This is a genomic window from Tunturibacter psychrotolerans, from assembly GCF_040359615.1.
GTDB classification, from domain to species: domain Bacteria; phylum Acidobacteriota; class Terriglobia; order Terriglobales; family Acidobacteriaceae; genus Edaphobacter; species Edaphobacter psychrotolerans.
This window is the reverse complement of the sequence record NZ_CP132942.1, coordinates 2,327,415-2,345,248: the sequence shown is the minus strand read 5'-3', so window position 1 is coordinate 2,345,248 and position 17,834 is coordinate 2,327,415. Positions and strand designations below refer to the sequence as shown.

At 55.4% G+C, this 17,834-nt stretch carries 9 protein-coding genes and 2 pseudogenes; 2 read left to right on the top strand and 9 right to left on the bottom strand.

All coding sequences use genetic code 11. The annotated features are described in order from the left end of the window. Window positions 1-22: 22 nt before the first annotated feature. From RBB77_RS09750 to RBB77_RS09730, 5 genes and pseudogenes are all read right to left on the bottom strand, one after another. Window positions 23-826 (bottom strand): glucose 1-dehydrogenase, encoded by an 804-nt coding sequence (locus RBB77_RS09750; RefSeq protein ID WP_353066900.1) that lies wholly within the window; start codon window positions 824-826, stop codon window positions 23-25. 454 nt (window positions 827-1,280) lie between these two features. Next, window positions 1,281-4,679, bottom strand: coding sequence for a TonB-dependent receptor (locus RBB77_RS09745; RefSeq protein WP_353067601.1), 3,399 nt, complete (start codon window positions 4,677-4,679; stop codon window positions 1,281-1,283). Window positions 4,680-5,148: 469 nt separating this feature from the next. Continuing rightward, window positions 5,149-5,385: pseudogene (locus RBB77_RS09740) on the bottom strand (DUF6908 domain-containing protein); the annotation flags it as partial. Between the two features lie 800 nt (window positions 5,386-6,185). Then, window positions 6,186-6,902: pseudogene (locus tag RBB77_RS09735) on the bottom strand (alginate export family protein). A gap of 401 nt (window positions 6,903-7,303) precedes the next feature. After that, entirely contained in the window at window positions 7,304-8,251 is a 948-nt protein-coding gene (locus tag RBB77_RS09730) for a quinone oxidoreductase family protein (protein WP_353066898.1), read from the bottom strand. A 431-nt stretch (window positions 8,252-8,682) separates the two neighbouring features. On the opposite strand from RBB77_RS09730, the gene RBB77_RS09725 reads away from it, so the two are divergent. Both RBB77_RS09725 and RBB77_RS09720 read left to right on the top strand, forming a co-directional pair. Continuing rightward, complete coding sequence (locus RBB77_RS09725; protein WP_353066896.1) at window positions 8,683-9,630, top strand: GlxA family transcriptional regulator; 948 nt, start codon at window positions 8,683-8,685, stop codon at window positions 9,628-9,630. Between the two features lie 106 nt (window positions 9,631-9,736). Further along, window positions 9,737-10,534, top strand: a complete 798-nt coding sequence (locus RBB77_RS09720; RefSeq protein ID WP_353066894.1) for an HD domain-containing protein — start codon at window positions 9,737-9,739, stop codon at window positions 10,532-10,534. Between the two features lie 318 nt (window positions 10,535-10,852). On the opposite strand, the gene RBB77_RS09715 is transcribed toward RBB77_RS09720, so the two are convergent. The 4 genes from RBB77_RS09715 to RBB77_RS09700 form a co-directional block, all read right to left on the bottom strand. After that, on the bottom strand, window positions 10,853-12,145 hold the full coding sequence (locus RBB77_RS09715; RefSeq protein WP_353066893.1) for a TolC family protein: 1,293 nt from the start codon (window positions 12,143-12,145) through the stop codon (window positions 10,853-10,855). 59 nt (window positions 12,146-12,204) lie between these two features. Beyond that, entirely contained in the window at window positions 12,205-15,453 is a 3,249-nt protein-coding gene (locus RBB77_RS09710) for an efflux RND transporter permease subunit (protein WP_353066891.1), read from the bottom strand. After that, a complete protein-coding gene (locus RBB77_RS09705; protein ID WP_353066889.1) occupies window positions 15,453-16,601 on the bottom strand; it encodes an efflux RND transporter periplasmic adaptor subunit in 1,149 nt (382 codons plus the stop codon). Before RBB77_RS09705 ends, RBB77_RS09710 begins: the two co-directional genes overlap by 1 nt. Before the next feature lie 373 nt (window positions 16,602-16,974). After that, window positions 16,975-17,604 carry a response regulator transcription factor gene (locus RBB77_RS09700; RefSeq protein WP_353066887.1) on the bottom strand — a complete coding sequence of 210 codons (630 nt, stop codon included), beginning with the start codon at window positions 17,602-17,604 and terminating at the stop codon, window positions 16,975-16,977. Between the last annotated feature and the right edge of the window lie 230 nt (window positions 17,605-17,834).

Here is a 17,834-nt window from a genome sequence, read left to right as displayed (position 1 = left end):
AAATAGCGAGAACTGCCTTGGGCTATCCGCCCGTCGCAAACCCCGGATACAAGGTCATTCCGCCGTCGACGAAGAGCGTGGTTCCGGTCACATAGTCCGATTCATCGGAGGCCAGCCATACGGCTGCCTTTGCGATATCCTCTGGAACACCTACACGGTCGTATGGAATGAGTGTGCGCAGCGCCGCCTCGGCAGCGGGTGTCTCCCAGGCCACACGATTGATGGGAGTCTTGATTGCTCCTGGTCCGATCGCGTTGACTCGAATCTTATGCGGGGCCAACTCTTGCGCAATGCTCTCCATGAAGAGCTTGATGCCACCCTTCGATGTGGCATAGTTGCAGTGCCCAGCCCAAGGAATCACCTGATGTACGGAGCTCATGCAGATGATCTTCCCCGTCGCAACAGATCGCGAAGAGTCAGGACCACGTCTCAGAAACTCACGCGTCGCCTCTCTCGCACAAAGGAATTGTCCAGTAAGGTTGACGTTTAATACGAACTGCCAATCTGCGAGACTCATTTTGATGAAAGGTGAATCGCGCTGCAAACCGGCATTGGCAACGAGAATGTCGACGGTTCCGAATTGCGCGACGATATCGCGGAACATCCCGATTACCTCATCCTCTTTGCTAACGTCTGCCCCAAGAGCAATCGCGGTGCCACCGTTACTCTTGATTTTGCCGACTACCTCTTCCGCTGGCGCGGGGACATTCGGATGATTGACGACGACGGTCGCACCTGCATCTGCGAGTGCAACTGCAACGGCTGCGCCGATACCGGAACCCGCCCCGGTCACGACCGCGACCTGTCCTTTTAGCAATGTATTCATTTCGACCCCTTAGGCATTCGCCAAGTCCAATCTGTGAACAGCAACCTGCGTCGTGCTGTCACGATTGTTATCGTTCGGGGTAGCGAACACACCCTATCTTCCTCTTGCTCAACGGCTAGAGTTTTCTACAGGAAAGTCCAGAATGCTTCAAATTTGTATCAACTGACTGAAGCGAAGATACGGTTCAGGCCTGGTGTCTAGCTTTGTTTAGAGGGTTCTTTCAGATCGTCCGTAACGGCGTCAGACCGTAGGGCCGACTGATGACTCGTCTTTAGCATCTGGCTCGTATCAAGTTCCAGCGGAGTGGTCGCGATCAAGCCGAAATCCAATGACTGTAAGCCCCGAGCTCATCAACTTCAGACCACGGCGGGTGACGCACAACGAAGGAATGAGAAGCGGTCAGAGATCCGTCCTCATTCCTTCGTAATTGTTCTCTTCCTATGCTCGCTCGCGATTAGAAACTGAAGTTCGCTTTGACCTGAATGAGTCGGGGCGAAGCATCTCCACCGAGGAAGGAGCCAAGGATGGAAGTTGGAGGATTGACGGTGCCATCGATTGTTCCGATTGATGAACCAGCGCAGGGGTTAGGCCCAGTTGACGTGCAGGCTCCCACATCGTGCGAGGGCTGGGCGAAGTTGGGGTGATTGAAGAGGTTGAACATCTGAACACCGAGTTTCAACTTAGCGCTCTCCATGAAGTGAAGGTCGAAGGCCTTGGTAATGGTGAGATCGGTATCCGTGTAGTTCGGCCCGAAGACCTGATTTCTTTCCTGTTGACCGAAGTCGGTGGCGGTGGTGAAGTCCAATGAGGCAGCGCAGTTCGCGCCGTGAGTGATGGCATGGCCAGAGCACTTGGTCGGAACATGAGCTACAGTCTGCTGCGCGAAGATCGGACCGGTGTGATTTGGCAGATTGCTGGCGGTGATGTTATCGGTAAATGTGAAGGGAAGGCCCGTGCTGTGGAAGACGGTTCCCGCCGCCTGCCAGCCGGCGGTGAGGATTCTGGGTCCACGTAAAGAGGGCAGATTGAAGATGTAATTACCGCTGATGTAATGACGAACGTCATAGTCGGCGTTGCCATAGTTCTGATGAAGGTTAGCCGAGTTCGAGGGGAAGACGGAATTTGAGCTGAAGCCGTTGAAGCCGCCGTTTGAGATCTCGTCCAGCGCGTGACTGTAGGTGTAGTTCACCTGAAGGGTGAGAAGGTTAGCGCGGTGAATAGCACTTAAAGTCACCCCGTTGTAGTTGGAGCTTGCACCGGTGTAGACCTGAGTGACTGCAGCGAAGTTTGGATTTGGAGTCGAGGTTGGCAGTGAGGCAAACCCTGGAGCACCGGCATTGAAGGCATTCACGTTGTTGTCATTCACCGGCTCGTGGTAACCATGGTTGCCGACGTAGCTGGCTGAGAAGCTGGAGTTGTGGCCTATCTGGTGTTCTACTTGAAGGTTCCACTCCTCGTACATGGGATAGGAGAGTTTGTTTACAGTGCTGATGAAGCTTGGCGCTGCGAAGCCTGGAACCGCTGTGGAGAGCGAGTTGTTGCTTCCGCCGTTTTTGAACTGGTTCTGGAAACCAACACTGGAAGCCGATGCGAGGCTTTGGAAGCTGCCAGGCGCTCCGGGAAAGAGTGGAGAATTAGATCCTCCGCCAGCAGGTCCCTGGATGGTAAAGCCGATGTTATTCGGCGCGTTGTTGAGGAGGTTGTCGGTGATCTGCGCGGGAAACGAGTCGGCAAACATACCGAAGCCGCCGCGAACGACGGTCTTGGAGTCTGAGCCGAAAGGAGACCAGGAGAAGCCTACGCGAGGCTCGTAGCCAACCTTCTGGAAGTCTTGGAAAGCTGAGCCAAGGCCTGTGTTGATGAGCTTGCTGTAGGCAACTGCGGTGGAGGTGGGGACCGAGCCGAAGTTGCTAGCGAGCTGAGAGAAGCAGTCGGTTCTGCAGATGGGGTTGGAGTTGTGCTCAAACCGCATTCCATAGTTGAGTGTGAAGTTGGAGGCCAGCTTCCATTGATCCTGAATGTAGAAGCCAAGAGTGTAGAGTGCAATGGGCTCACTGATATGAGTTGGAAACTGTTGAATGAACTGATCGGCGGTACCGGCCTGGAAGCTGGCCTCGCTGGTCAGGATGAGTGGAGTGGTGTTATAGCCGGGGCCGAAGTCGGTGACATCATCCCGACGGAAGGCGAATCCGAGCTTGATCGTGTGGCGGCCTTTGTTCATGCTGAAGTCGTCTACGAACTGGTAGCCGGTAACATTCCTGCCTTGAGGGAAGGCAAAGTCTTGGCCGCCTGGGAACGTGGAGTACGGTCCTGAGAGATTATTCAGGTTATTGACCAAATCTCCGTCTGTAAAACGAAGGGTGAAGGGAACAAGAGCGTTCGCAGCGGCAGCATTTGTGTTCGTGAAGATGGCGCGATAGTAGATTGCGGCAAAGACGAACTGGTTGGTGATGTTGGGAGTAAAGATGTGTGTCTCGTTCAATTGACCTTCATAACCAGGTTGGGGACTTGCGGCGTTGAAGATGGGATTCAGGAGACTGGTAAAGGTAGGCTGAACTCCCTTATCGATCTTGGCGTGTCCGAACAAATTGTCCTTGTCGTTGAACTTGTGATCGATGCGAGTCGTGATGAGCCACTCGTGAGCGAAGTTGGCCGAGTTCGCATTGTAATTAACGCTGTTGGGGTCTGTTGGGCTTGAAGTGGCCGTTGCGTAAGCAGGATTCGAGGTGTAGAGGCCGAAGATGTTCTGATAAAAAGCAGTGGCTGCGGGCCCCTGCGCCGCTGCGTTAGCCAGTGTTTTGGAGATATAGCTAGGGCTGGGAGCGTAGACCGTGCCGCGGACGGGGATGATGACGCGAAGGCCTTCCGTGTTAAAGAAGAAGAAGGTCTTATCCTTGCGAATGGGGCCACTGAAGGCTCCTGCCCACTGATTAGCGTTGCTGCGTGGGCGCGGAGTGCCCGCCAGGTTGTTAAAGTAGTCGTTCCCGTTGAGCACGCTACCGTTCCACCACCAGGTGGCATCGCCGTGAAAGCTGTTCGCTCCTGAGCGGCTGATCTCGTTCACTTGAGTGGCACCAAGACCGCCAAACTGCGCGCTGTAGGCGTTGCTGGTAACGGTCACTTCACTCACGTCGTTGTTGCCGAGCAGGAGGTTCGAGGCACCGGAGTTGCTCAGGTTGAGAAAGGGATCGTTCTCGTAACCGCCGTTGACGGTGAAGGTGTTGGATGTGGCGGGGAGACCGAAGGCGGAGAAGTTGCCGTAGCCGCTTTGAGTGTTCATGATCGCACCCGGAGAAGTCTGCGCGATAAAGGTCAGATCGTTGCCGGGATTAGGCAGATTTTGGACCTGCTCCTGGGTGAACGAGGTAGTGAGGTCGGCGTCTTCTGTGTGGAGCAGCGGCTCGGTCGCGGCTACTTCTACGCTAGTGGTACTTGAGCCTACGGGGAGTTTGACATCAGCTTGAGCGATCTGTCCTGGTGTCACGGCGATAGTAAGAGTGATGCTCTGGAACCCCGCCATAGTAACGGCGACAGTGTACGAGTCGGGCTTGAGGAGGGAAACGCGGAAGTTTCCATTAGAACCGCTGGTGATTACCTGGCTAGCGCCAGTTGCCTTATCAACGATTGTCACTTTGGCACCCGGAATTGTGGCCCCGGTCGGGTCAGTTACCGATCCTGCAATATCGCCAGACGTATTGTTTTGTGCGAAAAGGGGCGGACAATAGATATTCAGGATGGCGGTAATACTGAAGGATAGGGCAACTGAAAGGAATGGACGACGACGGGAGAGAGGTTTCTCTTTCGCAATAATGCTACGAATGCTATTTGAAACTCCTTCTGCGAAGGGTTTCATTTCGTTAGAAATATGCACTGGCTTCTCCAATTAAGTTACAGCAAAAGCGAAATATTAATTCTTGACTTTTTCGCATCCTGAATAAGTGACGATTGGGCTTCCTGAAGATCGTCTCTCTATTCGGTGATGGCGCACGATGCGTTAACCGAAGCGTAAAAGGCTGGATATGGCTGGCGCCTACAGATTTCTGCAGCCAGGCAACTACATTTTCGTGTAGGTGTAGAAGTGAAACATCGCGTCCAGAGTTATATCGATGGCAGGGTTGAAATGATCGGTTTAAAGTCGTAGGCGGCGCCGTTTACTTGTCCGGAAGCTCTCCGGTACCGACTAACTAATTCATTCAGATTGTGTCTACCGTCGTCCAAAGTAATTCGAGGCGTCGATATCACGACAGAGTAAACAGGCCGTCAGCTCAGCTGAGATCGCGGAGCGGCACACGCCGGACGTGCTTCCGCTCCAGAGGAGCGGACTAGCCGACGATGCACTTGTCCGTGAAGGCTTCAGCGAAGCCCTGCAAACGCAGAATGTTGTCCCACGTCTTGGCAAAGTGAACATGTTGTTCGTGCAGTTCCACGAGATGCACATATTGGTTGTGGACGATGTTGCGGCTCCAGTGCTCGACCCCGACATAATCATTGCGCCAGTAGAACGGGCTTAAGTGTGTGCTTCCGGCAAGACCGAGTTCGAAACACATCTCGGGATCGCGGTGTGCTCGATGTACTTGCCATCCTTCTTGTAGGAGCTCTTCGTTGCCAGTGAAAGAGTCGTTAGGCTGCGGTTATCGGTGGAGCGAACTTCTGCTTCGTTGCCGAGGAAGCCGATGAGGGTGACTTTGTTCTGGTACATGATATGAGGTGGACCACAAAGATCATGGACGCCATCGTCATCAAAAACGCGACAAGACCTGGAAGGCAACTCAGAACGGGCCACTATAGCTATGGCGGAGTCTCAGAACGAAGCGGCATGGAACGATTTACGGAAGCGTCCTGCTGCAGTCGTTGCACAGCGCGTTTGCGATCAAGGAGTCGAGCACCCCGACCAGTTCCGAGTTATCTATTCCAGTGAGCCTGAAAACTAGGGCTGTATCAGTGCATCCGTGTACGATAGGTGTACGATAACCCCGGCAGAGTGGCACTTTTGGCACTTCATACTCTTTGTAGAATGTGTAAGTTACAGGTTCAAAAAACTGTGGAAAAGTTCGACTCCCACCGCCTCCACCATTTACTAAGTGATTCAGAATGAGCCACCTGAGAAGGTGGCTTTGCTTTTAGTGTCAAGAACGTGTTTAGTCCTCTCGTCACGTCACCAACCTAGAGCACCACGACTACCACACCCACCATCACCATCAACGTAAGACACTCAGCAGGCTGCAATACGAGGGTAACGAGGTCTTCAAGCGTTGCGACTGGCTGACGGCACGTCTTGCGACCCAAATGCACTGTGGAATGTACCCGGTCCGTTGTTTCTCGTGACCGAAGTGGTTGTACGGCAAAACGAAACCGGCTTCTACCTTCTTGTGGCGTCTCCGCTATAAGCGTCGACCCGCAGCAGAGGACGCGGGCGAAAGCGAGTGTTCGAGAACGTATATCCGGTTTCGGTTGAGACGCTCCACTCCAATTCGGTCTTCCCCAAAAGAGCCCATTGATCATTCAATTCCCAGTTGTAGTCCAGGCCCGAGTCAGGAACCCGAAAGAGTCTAGCTCCTATGGTGTTGCGAAGCTCGTTCCCGGAGCCGCGATTGTATGCGGCACATGCTGTCGCCAGACCCAAGTAATAGACATCAATCTGACCTCAATTGGTTATTGAAAGAGGAGCAGTGAGATAGATCCCCTATGTCGTTTGGCCATGATTCGGCGCATCGTCAAAGAAGGCAGGATAGTCCTCCACGGGTTATAGAACGAAGTTATCCCAGCGGATGTGTACGGTTTGCGTAGTCAGCCGCGTACCATCGAAACTGAGTTTGACGTTCGGCCCTTCGTTGTTGTCGAAGAGGCGGCCTGTGCCAAGAACGACTTCCTGCCGCCCGATCCGCAGGCTTGTGCCTCGTTCGCGGCCGACATGCGTGCCTACTTCCAGAAAGCCCTGATGAAAATCTCCTCGATCTTCATCGATGCCGGTGCGCGGACCGCCATTTCTGCCGGTACTGTAGTCGAATTGCAGCTCCGTGAAGAAGCACAGATTTGATCCAGCATGCAGATCCACATGTGGCATCACACGGCTCATCACATAGCCGTTGTGATCCTGCGGGCCTGACCAAGCATCCAGTTATCGAAATATTCGTACTCCGTGCGATGTTCGAGACCGAACGAGGCATAATGCTGTGCGTCAACTCCCCAGGGCAGATACTTGCAGCGATCCAGAGTATCCGTTCTTGCTGTCGGGCCGGCGAGGAAACTCCAGTCCTGCTCCGCAGGGAAGGGGTCTAGATGCGGGCGATTCGCTACCGGCGGAGAGCCCGGCGGGGCCGGTTCCGGGGTCTGTGCGATTGACAAGCTTGCAATGAGTAGGCATAACAACCCGAACAGGACGCGCTGTCCCCACGCCACGAATTGTGACTTTGTTAGTTGCATAATATTCGATTCCGAGAGGTTATTCTGTTTCGCCAGATCGGGCCGGTATCATACTCAGGACCACCCGGCCGCCGTGTCCCGTTGAGACACGTTCATACGCTTGTCGGGCCTCTTCGAGCGGCAATATTTGATCGATCTTGTGGGGCTGGTACGCTCCAGTTTCAAAGCCTTCAGCAACCTTCTCAAGGATGCGCGCGGAGGCAACGAGGTCCCGTTTGAGGGTATCGAGGCCGAAGAGGCGCGACTCGTTATGGTAGAAGTCCACCAGATCGAAGTGGCTCTGCGCGCCGTGGGCGAAGTGATCTCGACCTGCCGTCCTCTACGGGCGAGAAGTGTCAAGCCAATCTCGAACATCGGCCCACCTGCAGTATTGAATACGACATCCGCACCCTTGCCCGCATTCATCGAGCGCAGTAACTCGGGCAACATCGGATCGCTCGAATCGAGAACCAGATCCTCTAGTATTGCTTCGTCGTCTCGCGAACGGTTAATCCCAATTACGAAAGCACCGAGATATTTGGCAATCTGCACGGCCGCGCGTCCCACCCCTCCCTTACTGCCAATGACGGCGATAGTCTCTCCAGCTTTGAGTGCCGCATACTCATACACGGCGCACCATGCGGTCACGAACGTGACCCCGGCACTCCCTGCCTGTTCATGCGTGAGACTCTGTGGCTTGCGCACCAGACTGGTTCGCGGAACCGAGATGTACTCGGCATGCGTGCCATCCCGTGTGAAGCCGACATCTCCTCCGGTTCCCCAAACCTCCTTGCCAAGCCAATCAGCCGGACCGTTAACGACCAGTCCCGAATAGTCGCGCCCTGGAATGCGAGGAAGAGTTGTCTGCTCCATCCTTCCGGCAACATTTTTAACATCGCTTGGGTTCACTGCCGCGGCCACAACCTGCACGAGGGCAGTCGATTGGTCCGCGGTTAGATCCGGCCGTTCCACTAGACGAAGCTGAGACGGATCACCGAACTGGCTGAACTGGATGACTCGCATGTTTGCTCTCCTGAGAGTGTGAGGATGATGTCAGTGGAATAATGGCTTGTGCTTTCAGGCGATCGATCACCTGCCCCGTAACCACATAGCCGACGCTCATCGTGACGACAAGCATCGAGCCTAAAATCGCTTGTGGGGCCGGCGACGGATCCGTGTAAGCCGGCAAAGGCGCCAATCCCGAAGGCCACGAAAAATCCTAGCAACAGCTTCATATTTTCCCTCCCGACTGATGTGCTCTCGACGACTGAGTCGAGATTATCTTTCGCCGGACACCTGGAGAAGCCTGAAAGAGTGCAAACGAGCGTTGCACTTGGCGTAAAGCCGGATATGTTGACTAGAACTCTATCGTTAACTATTTCCGCCCTTTCCCTGCAGGTACTTTGGAGCGAACGAAGAGATCTGAGATTGCAGCGTGGGAATACTATGGATTCATGCGCAAGGTCGTCATCAGTGGCCCGCCGCCAGTCCAAATTCTCGACGTGACGGGGCCACTCGAAGTGTTCTCGAATGTTCCTGACTATCAAGTGGAGATCGTCTCCTTGGATGGAACGGGCCAACTCAGGACGAATCGAGGAATCACCCTATCCGGTGCAGTCTCACCCACCAGTGTGTCCAGTTCGATTGACACTCTTGTTATTGCTGGGGGACCTGGCGCCGAATGCGGTGAGTACGACCTCGATTATGTACGCTGGATCGCCGACGCCGCTGGGCGATCACGACGTGTCGCTTCCATTTGCACCGGTGCCTTCCTGCTCGCCGCTGCTGGACTTCTCGACGGCAAGCGAGTTGTCACCCATTGGAAATTCTGTGATCGTTTGGCTCGTGAGTTTCCGAAAGTGAACGTCTTGCCCAACCCCATCTTCTTGCGCGATGGATCCATCTACACCTCAGCGGGAATCACCGCGGGAATCGATCTCTCGCTCGCTCTTGTTGAGGAGGACCACGGCCACCAAACTGCTCTGAATGTCGCCAGACAGCTTGTCATGTTCCTGGTTCGGCCCGGAGGCCAGGCCCAATACAGCCACATGCTCTCCCGACAGGTCACCACCTCTGAGCCTCTACGCGAATTACAGGTGTATATGCTCGAAAATCTGAAAGCGAATCTGTCGGTTGATGCACTTGCGGAAAGAATTGGAATGAGCCCGCGACATTTCTCTCGCGTATGTTTGCGAGAGATGAAGATGAACCCCGGGCAGTTCGTCGATCGTCTCCGAGTCGAGGCAGCTCAGCAGATGATTGATAGTTCGTCGATGGGGCTCAAGGAAATTGCGGAGGCCTGTGGATTCGGCTCCGCAGATTCCATGCGCCGAACCTTCCAACGCGTCATCGGGATTACCGCAGGCGAATACACGGAGCGATTCAAACGCGCAAAGGAGTAAATACGTCTAACGATGTCCGAAAGTGTCGGAAGGATGTCGTGGCGGCGTTCGGGGATCAGACTTAAGCTGGTTTTGTACTGAGAACAACCGCTTAGGAGATAAACCGATGACCAGACAATCCGTTTCGAATAGTTCGGCTGCGCCAGAGGCAATTGCGACCGGCAGTTCACCAGCCAAAATCGTAGAGACAGAAACCGCCGAAATGAGACCTGCCTTTCGACACCCTGGGGTAATTCTGCCCGTCCCTACGCCTCAGGAAAAGTTCCAGCATGCTCAGCCGGGAGTTCCCGATACGCAGTTGACTCGCGAAGCGACCGGACTCCTTCATGAGTTCAGCACGCAGCTGCTGTTCAATCATTCGCATCGCGTGTTCTTCTGGGCGAATGAGCTTGGCCGTCAGACGGGTCAGCACTACGATCAGGAGTTGCTCTTCGTCTGTGCTGCATTTCACGACATGGGACTTCTGAAGAAGTTCTCAAGCGCCGAGGATCGGTTTGAGGTCGATGGTGCGAACGCTGTCCGGCAGTTCCTCGAGCACCATAACGTGCCGGCAGCGCGCATTCAGGTCGCGTGGGATGCGATCTCATTGCACACAACACCGGGCATAGTGCAGTACAAGCCGATCGAAGTCGAACTGCTCTACAACGGGGTTGGCCTCGACGTTCTTGGCATCGGCTATGAAACTTTCCCTGATGATCTGCGGAAGACAATCGTCGCCCAGTATCCTCGCGTGAACTTCAAGCAGGATATCGCCAACGCATTCCTTGGTGGCTTCAAACATAAGACGCAGACAACTGAAGGCACCTGCAACGAAGATATTTGCTCGCACTTCATTCGCAACTACAAGCGGAGCAACTTCTACGAGCAAATCCAGAACTCGCCTTTTCAGAACTCGCAGCTCTAATGGAGTCGCACCGATAGAAGGGGATAGTTAGCCAGCAGCTGTTCCCTTTTTCCATGGGCCAATCGTTCCAGAAGTCGCTCAATTCCACTTCTGGCGAAGATTTTAATTTGCTGTGGAGTTTGTGGTGTTTTGCAGGGAGGTTCCACGATTTCTTGCTGCAAATCGTGGTGAAAACGTGGTGTGTCTGTGGTGAATTGCGTGGTAAACGTGGCTTCTGACATCCACTTTTTCGAGAGTAAAAAATACGCCACGTTTTTCGACTTTATTTTTGATGCTCTGCACAGCAGAGCCACGCGGACCATTCAGTCGGTGGCCAGGCTATGGAACGATGTCGGTCGCGGAGGCAAAGCTTAGCTGGTGGATTGCCATCCAGGTCTGAGCATATGCGTTGAGTGCGTCCGATGTGACTGAGCGGGATTCGCGCAGGGCGTCGAGGTAGTCAATCAGCGCGAGACCACCGTGCTGGTAGCTGAACTGCGCGATGTCCAGAACGTCCTTCGCTTCGTCGAGGTAGTGGCCGTTGTAGCGATCGGAGAGCACTCTCGCGTTGAAGTATCCGGAGTATGCCTGGTCGACGTCGGAGATGACCTGGTTGTGGGCAGCGGTGACGGAGAAGCGGTTGGCCTGAGCGGTGAACTTGGCGGTTTCCTTGTTGCCCTGGTTGCGATCAAAGACGCGAATCGGGATGTTGAAGACGAAGCCGACGGAGTTGTCCGCGGCGGTGTTGTTGGGGAGGCCGTTTTCACCGTTGTGGTTGTAGTCGGCCTCTAAGGTTGGGTCGGCGGTACCGTTGGCGTAAGCAAGCTTGACACTGGCGTCCGCGACGGCGACGGCAGCGACGGCGGCCTTGAGGTCGGGCCGCGCTGCCAACCCTTTCAGTTCGAGGTCTTCCATAGTGAGGGAGATAGGAGGGGGAACGACGTCGCCGATCACGTCGAAGTCGGTACGCGGCTTGTCGTTGCCGAGCAGTACCTGAAGCTGGTCGGAGGCCTGCTGGGCTGCTGTGATGGCGTTGGATTCGTCGGTTTCAAACTGGGCGAGTTGCAGGTCGAGGCGCTCGAAGTCGAGCTTGGCGATGTCGCCTGCCACAAAGCGGTCGTGGCCGATCTGCAGTTCGCGCCTATAGTCGACGAGGTTGTCGTCTGCGACTTTTTTAGCGGCCTTGGCGATGACAAAGTTAGTGAACGCCTGGCGGACCGCGAGAATGGTCTGCTGGATGGTGAGCTGGAGCTGGGCGTCTGTCTGAACAGTGGTGGAGCGGGCGACGTCGAGACGCCAGCGACGTTTCTGCCCGCGCTCGAAGAGGCGGCCAACGCCGAGGGTAAAGTTATAAGGATTAGTGTTGCTGTCAGTTTCGGTGAGGTTCCCACCGGATGCGGTGAAGTATGGATTGGCGCGGACGCCAGCCTGGATCTCCTGAGCTTTGACTGAGAGCAGATTCTGCTGGGCGGCGAGCAGAGTCGGATTCTTGGCGCGCGCCAGATCGACGGCCTGCTGCATGGTGATCGCGTCGGGCGAACCGGGAGGCTGCGGAGTTTGAGCGAACGACGCGCAGGGGGAAAGCAAGATGCAGGCTGCGACGAGAAGGATCCGACATTTTTTATTCGTCATGGAACCTCCCGTGGCTTTTGTAAAACGGATTGTGAAACTGCTTGCGCGGTTGGACAGCATTAATTCTCGAACTCCGTCTCGGGTGTGGGCAGAACGTCGTCGGGCCTTGCGATCCAGACGTACAAAGTGGGAAGAAGAAAGACGCTGATCATGAGCGCGCCAATAAGTCCGCCAACGATAACCATGGCGAAGGGTCGCTGTGAATCCGACCCGATGCCGTGCGAGGTCGCAGCAGGGAGAAGACCAAGGGTAGCGACGAGCATGGTCATCATGATGGGACGAAGGCGGAGTACCGCTCCTTCTATGGCAGACTCTTCGATGGAGTGACCGCGAACGCGCATCTGGTTGATGTATTCCAGCATGATGACGCCGGTTTGCACCGAGACACCGAAGAGCGCGAGGAAGCCGACGCCGGAGGATACGCTGAAGTTGGTATGAGTGATAAGAAGTGCAAGTAGTCCGCCGACCGGAGCCATGGAGACGTTGATGAGAATGAGGCCAGCCCATTTACCGGAGTGGAACATGGAGTAAAGAATGATGAAGATGAGCAGGATGGTAATGGGGAGCACCAGCATAAGACGACGTGACGAGCGCTTCTGGCTCTCGTATTCGCCGGCCCAGTCGATCTTGTAGCCGGGTGGCAGTTTGACCTGGTCGTTGACCTTGCTGATAGCCTCTTCGACCGTGCTGCCGAGGTCGCGGTCGCGGACGCTGTATTTGATCGCGACGAAGCGCTGGCCTGCCTCTCGGCTGATGGTCTCCGCGCCATCTTCCATCTTTACATTGGTCAATTGGGCTAGCGAGACGCGCTCACCCGAGGGGGAGAGCAGGCGGATCTTGTCGATGGCGTCCTGGGTGTCACGATACTGCTGCGGATAACGGACGACGAGGTCGTAGCGCGCTTCGCCCTGGAGTACCTGGCTGACCGCGTTACCACCTACAGCAGTCTGGATAGCGTCTTGTATATCGGCGACGTTGATACCGAAGCGGGCCGCGGCGAGACGGTTGACGGAGTAGTTGAGATTGGGCTGGCCGATGACACGGAAGAGGCCAAGATCCTGCACGCCCTGAATTTTGCTCATGATGGAGACAATCTGATCACCCTTCTGTTCGAGGGTCTTGAGGTCGTCTCCATATATCTTTACGGCCAGTTCACCCTTGACGCCGCTGACAGCCTCTTCGACGTTGTCAGAGATCGGCTGGGAGAAGTTCCAGATGACACCTGGGATCTTCTCGAGTTCGCGGTCCATAGCGCCGATCAACTCATCCTTGTTCTGTTTGAAGGGATGACGCCATTCGGCCTTGGGTTTCAGGTCGACGAAATATTCGGTGTTGAAGAAGCCGGTGACGTCGGTGCCGTCATCGGGGCGCCCGGTCTGGCTGACAACCTTTGTCACCTCGGGAAAGGACGACAGAAGAATACGAGCCTGATTCATGATGCGCAGGCTTTCGGTTGGGCCAGTGCTGGGAGCAAGAGTGCCACGAACCCAGATGGCACCTTCGTCCAGGTGGGGTAAGAACTCTGAGCCGATGACGCCGCTTAGACCGAGGAAGAGGGCAAGGAGGAGCGCAAAACCTGCTCCGCTGAGAGTGACCCAGCGATGTTCGATGGCCCAACGCGCGGCATGGCGGTATCGGTCGGTGAGCCACGCCATGACCGGATTTTGCCACTCGGATGCGCCTCTCGGAAATAAGAGGCTTGATAGGACGGGTGCGATGACGATGGAGAAGATCAACGCGCCGAGAAGGGCGAAGGCTACCGTCCAGGCCATGGGACGGAAGAGTCTGCCTTCAACAGCCTGCAACGTAAAGATGGGCAGGTAGGCCGTGATGATAATGCCGATCGCATAGAAGACCGGCCGCTGCACTTCGTGAGCAGCTTCACGAATCTGTTCGGCTGGAGAGAGAGTGTCTTTGCGCTGGTGGCTGAGGTGCCGGACGATGTTCTCCACCATAACGACGGCCCCGTCGACGACCATGCCGAAGTCTAGTGCGCCGAGGGAGAGAAGATTCGCAGGGATATGACGGAGGTCGAGGCAGATGGAGGCAAACAGCAGAGAGAACGGAATGGTCAGCGAGACAATGAGAGCGCCGCGGACGTTGCCTAGAAAGAGGAAGAGAATGATGATGACAAGGATGATGCCTTCGGTGAGGTTATGCAGCACCGTGTGGGTGGTGTAGTGGAGAAGGTCGCTGCGGTCGAGGAAGGGTATAAGCTTTACGCCCGGCGGGAGGATGCGTGTGTTGAGTTCGTCGACCTTCTTGTGAATTCCTGCCAGAGCAAATTCAGAGTCATCCCCTTTTTGCAGCGCGACGATCCCTTCGACAACATCTGGATCGTCGATGATCTTGCCATCCTCGCGTCTGATGGCGCGCTCGTGCTTTGACTCTGTCTGCGATTTGGCGACGTGGTCGATGCATGGGTCGCTGGCGGTAGAGGAGTTGGGCGGTTCAGGCATCGGAGTGCCGCCAAATCGGCATGACTTGCCAATCTGACCGAGACGGATCTTGGGGCCCTGAGCCACGGTGGCGATGTCTTTGACGCGGAGAGGAGTTCCGGATTGCGTCTTGAGAACGGTCTCCTCGATGTCGTGAGTATTCCTGTAGAGACCGACTTCGCGGATGTTGATCTGCTGCTGACCTTGCTCGATAAAGCTGCCGCCGGCGTTGGTGTTGTTGGCGGCGAGTTGCTGCTCAACCTGACCGATGCTGAGGCCATACGCCACGAGTTTGTCGGGATCAACGCGGACCTGGTACTCCCGTGTCATACCTCCGAAGCTGGAAACGTCGACGACACCGGGGACCGCTTTGAGTTGCTTTTCAATTGTCCAGTCCTGAAGCGACTTCAGGTCCATGTTGTCGTAGAGGGGGTTGGTACTTCGCAGGGTGTACCAGTAGATTTGGCCGACGGGGCTCCAGTCGGTGCCCATCTGAGGCTGAAGGCCAGGGGGAAGTGTGACTTGAGAGAGCCGCTCGAGAACCTTCTCACGATTCCAGTCGTTGACGGATTCGTCGTCGAAGATGAGAGTGAGGCTCGAGATGCCGGCAAGAGAAGTCGACCGCAGATGGGTCATGTGGGGAATGCCGGCCATCCCGATCTCGAGCGGGATCGTGACCTGCTGTTCAATTTCTTCGGCAGCTCGTCCGGGCCATTGCGTGATGACCTGGACGTAGTTGTTGGCAACGTCGGGATAGGCCTCGACGGGCAGGTTATGGAAGGAGACGATTCCCCACCCAAAGAGCAGGATGGAGAGACCGAGAACCATCCATCGATTGTTCAGTGCAAAGTCGACGAGACCTCGAATCATTACTGATCCGCCGTGTTCTGGAGAGCGAGGGCGTTGGTGACGACCTGCTGGCCCGCGTTGAGGCCGGAGATAATCTCCTGCATATTGCCCGGCAAGGATGCGCCTCCATGCACCAGTACCCGTCGGAACTTACCATCGCCGACAGGAGTGTAGATCCAGTCGCGGTCATGCAGATGGAGAACTGCGGTCGCAGGTACTTGCACGTGGGTCTGCGAATTCCTCCCGTGAATGGTGACCGTGGCAAACATGCCGATGCGCATTAAGGTATCGGGATTTTCAACCTGGATGCGAACTTTTGCGGTGCGGATCTGCGGATCGAGGACGGCTCCAATGTCGCTGATTATGCCGGTGAGGACACGGTCCGGATAAGCGTTGAGGCGGATGTCCGCCTTCTGGCCGAGATGCACAGTTGGAAGATCGTTCTCGTAGACGTCGCAGATAATCCATACGTGCGAGAGGTCGGCGATGGTGAAGGCGTTGGAGGAGCCGGCGAAGGTTACTCCGGCAGCGGCGGCGTTGGTGACGTTTTGGGCGATGATAAAGCCGGAGGCCGGAGCGTACACTTTGACTGTGGCGGCGGGGTGATCTTTGTCGACTCCTAGAACGCGGAGCTGCTCTTCCGAGGCTGTAAGCGCCGCCTTCGCGTCATCCTCGGCATTCTGGGCGATCTCGACCTGACTGTTGGGGATAGCGCCCTTATCGTTCAGGATCTTAGCCCGGTCGAGCTGAACCTTGGCGAGGCGCTCGTCGTTGACCGCCTTCAGGTAGGAGTTAAAAGCGCCCGAGACGTCGGTGCTCTGAACATCCATTAGAAGCTGGCCCTTTTTGACATAGTCGCCGATGCGCGCGTGTACCTCAACCACACGGCCAGAGGCAATGGAGATTACGGGAATGGTGCGGGAGATGTCCGGATTGACTGTGCCAGTGACCTGAATGGCGGAGGCGGCTGCATAGTCCGTCGCGGCAACGAGCGTGAATTGATCCGGGTGATCGACGTGAACCAGATTCGGGTCAGCGTCGGGTTGAACGACGGCAGTGGGAGGAGCTTCGCTTTTGGGATCGGACGGCTTGGCGTTGCAGCCTGACAGCAGGCAAACGCCGAAGCAGAGCAAGAGAGTGGCGAGATGCCTGAAACTGATTGAACTCATCGTGTAAATTCTTTATCCCCTGTGAAATCAAGCGCCAGTTCTTCCATCTTAAGAGATTATCGGAAGCACGCAATTTGGGCGCACTTGAATCAGCCAAAGGTGCGTTTTTCCGGGGCCACATGACACACCTTCGGTTTATCTAACCCAAAGTCTACCGTTCGGTTGCTATTCCCGCGTCAATTTTCGACCGAAAACTGGATTGGCTTGATCGCCGCTAATGGAAGAAGATCCCTCGAATGTGAGAGAAAGACCCTTGGTCCAGATCGCATTGTCGCTCTTTGCGAGTCTCCAGAGACAAGCAGCCATCGCATGAATGAAATATTGACAGAGGTAAATTTACGCAGAGCCCATCCAGTCTTCCCCCCGGCCACGCTCAAATGTCGAGAAAGCCGCGCTTTAGCGCGATCATAACCGCGTGAGTCCGATCACTCGCGTCGAGCTTGGAAAGAATATTCTTAAGATGGCCCTTGACGGTGTGCTCGGAGATTGAAAGCCGCGCCGCAATCACTTTGTTAGAACTGCCCTTAGCTACGTCCCGCAGCACTTCAATCTCCCGAGTAGTTAGGGTATCGTCGCCGGCGTGCTCAGCCAGTTCCAGAGCTATCTCGGGTGGGATCCGCCTCATGCCCGCATGAGCTAGCCGAATGGTGTCAATTAACTCCGTCCGCAACATGCTTTTCAACAGGTAACCGACCGCGCCCGCCTTGAAAGCCCGCAGAGCCTGAATATCCCCCCCGTATGTAGTCAGAACGACAACGCGAGCATTGGGGAATTCCTTGCGGATGGCCGAGATTGCGTCGATACCATTCGTCTTCGGCATCCTTATATCCATCAGAGTTACATCAGGGCGATGTTCTCGAAAGGACGCAATCGCTTCCTCACCATCTGCTGCTTCGGCCACGACGGACATGTCGGGCTGCGCGTTGATTGCACCCGAGATTCCAGCTCTAAGGAGAGGATGATCGTCGACGGTAAGCACCCTAATTGTACGTATCTCACTCATTGCGATCTTTCTGCTCCAACGGAACGTTCCCTAGAACCGCAAAGGCGTAAACGCTCAAGCATTCACCGATATCATTCGGGGTAGCCGTCCCTCATTTTATCTCTGCGCCTGCGCTGAAGTGACATCAAACTTCGAGATCCGCACTGTTTCGCTCTCCAGCGAGAGCTTGCTGGCAAGTAAAAGACAGCACCCCCCGAAAGTGTTACTCTTCACTCCCTCTCTTCGGGTTT

Excerpts from the sequence above, each read along its gene's own strand:
- RBB77_RS09750 (WP_353066900.1), bottom strand. The coding sequence starts at position 826 with ATGAATACATTGCTAAAAGGACAGGTCGCGGTCGTGACCGGGGCGGGT.
- RBB77_RS09745 (WP_353067601.1), bottom strand. The coding sequence starts at position 4,679 with ATGAAACCCTTCGCAGAAGGAGTTTCAAATAGCATTCGTAGCATTATT.
- RBB77_RS09730 (WP_353066898.1), bottom strand. The coding sequence starts at position 8,251 with ATGCGAGTCATCCAGTTCAGCCAGTTCGGTGATCCGTCTCAGCTTCGT.
- RBB77_RS09725 (WP_353066896.1), top strand. The coding sequence starts at position 8,683 with ATGCGCAAGGTCGTCATCAGTGGCCCGCCGCCAGTCCAAATTCTCGAC.
- RBB77_RS09720 (WP_353066894.1), top strand. The coding sequence starts at position 9,737 with ATGACCAGACAATCCGTTTCGAATAGTTCGGCTGCGCCAGAGGCAATT.
- RBB77_RS09715 (WP_353066893.1), bottom strand. The coding sequence starts at position 12,145 with ATGACGAATAAAAAATGTCGGATCCTTCTCGTCGCAGCCTGCATCTTG.
- RBB77_RS09710 (WP_353066891.1), bottom strand. The coding sequence starts at position 15,453 with ATGATTCGAGGTCTCGTCGACTTTGCACTGAACAATCGATGGATGGTT.
- RBB77_RS09705 (WP_353066889.1), bottom strand. The coding sequence starts at position 16,601 with ATGAGTTCAATCAGTTTCAGGCATCTCGCCACTCTCTTGCTCTGCTTC.
- RBB77_RS09700 (WP_353066887.1), bottom strand. The coding sequence starts at position 17,604 with ATGAGTGAGATACGTACAATTAGGGTGCTTACCGTCGACGATCATCCT.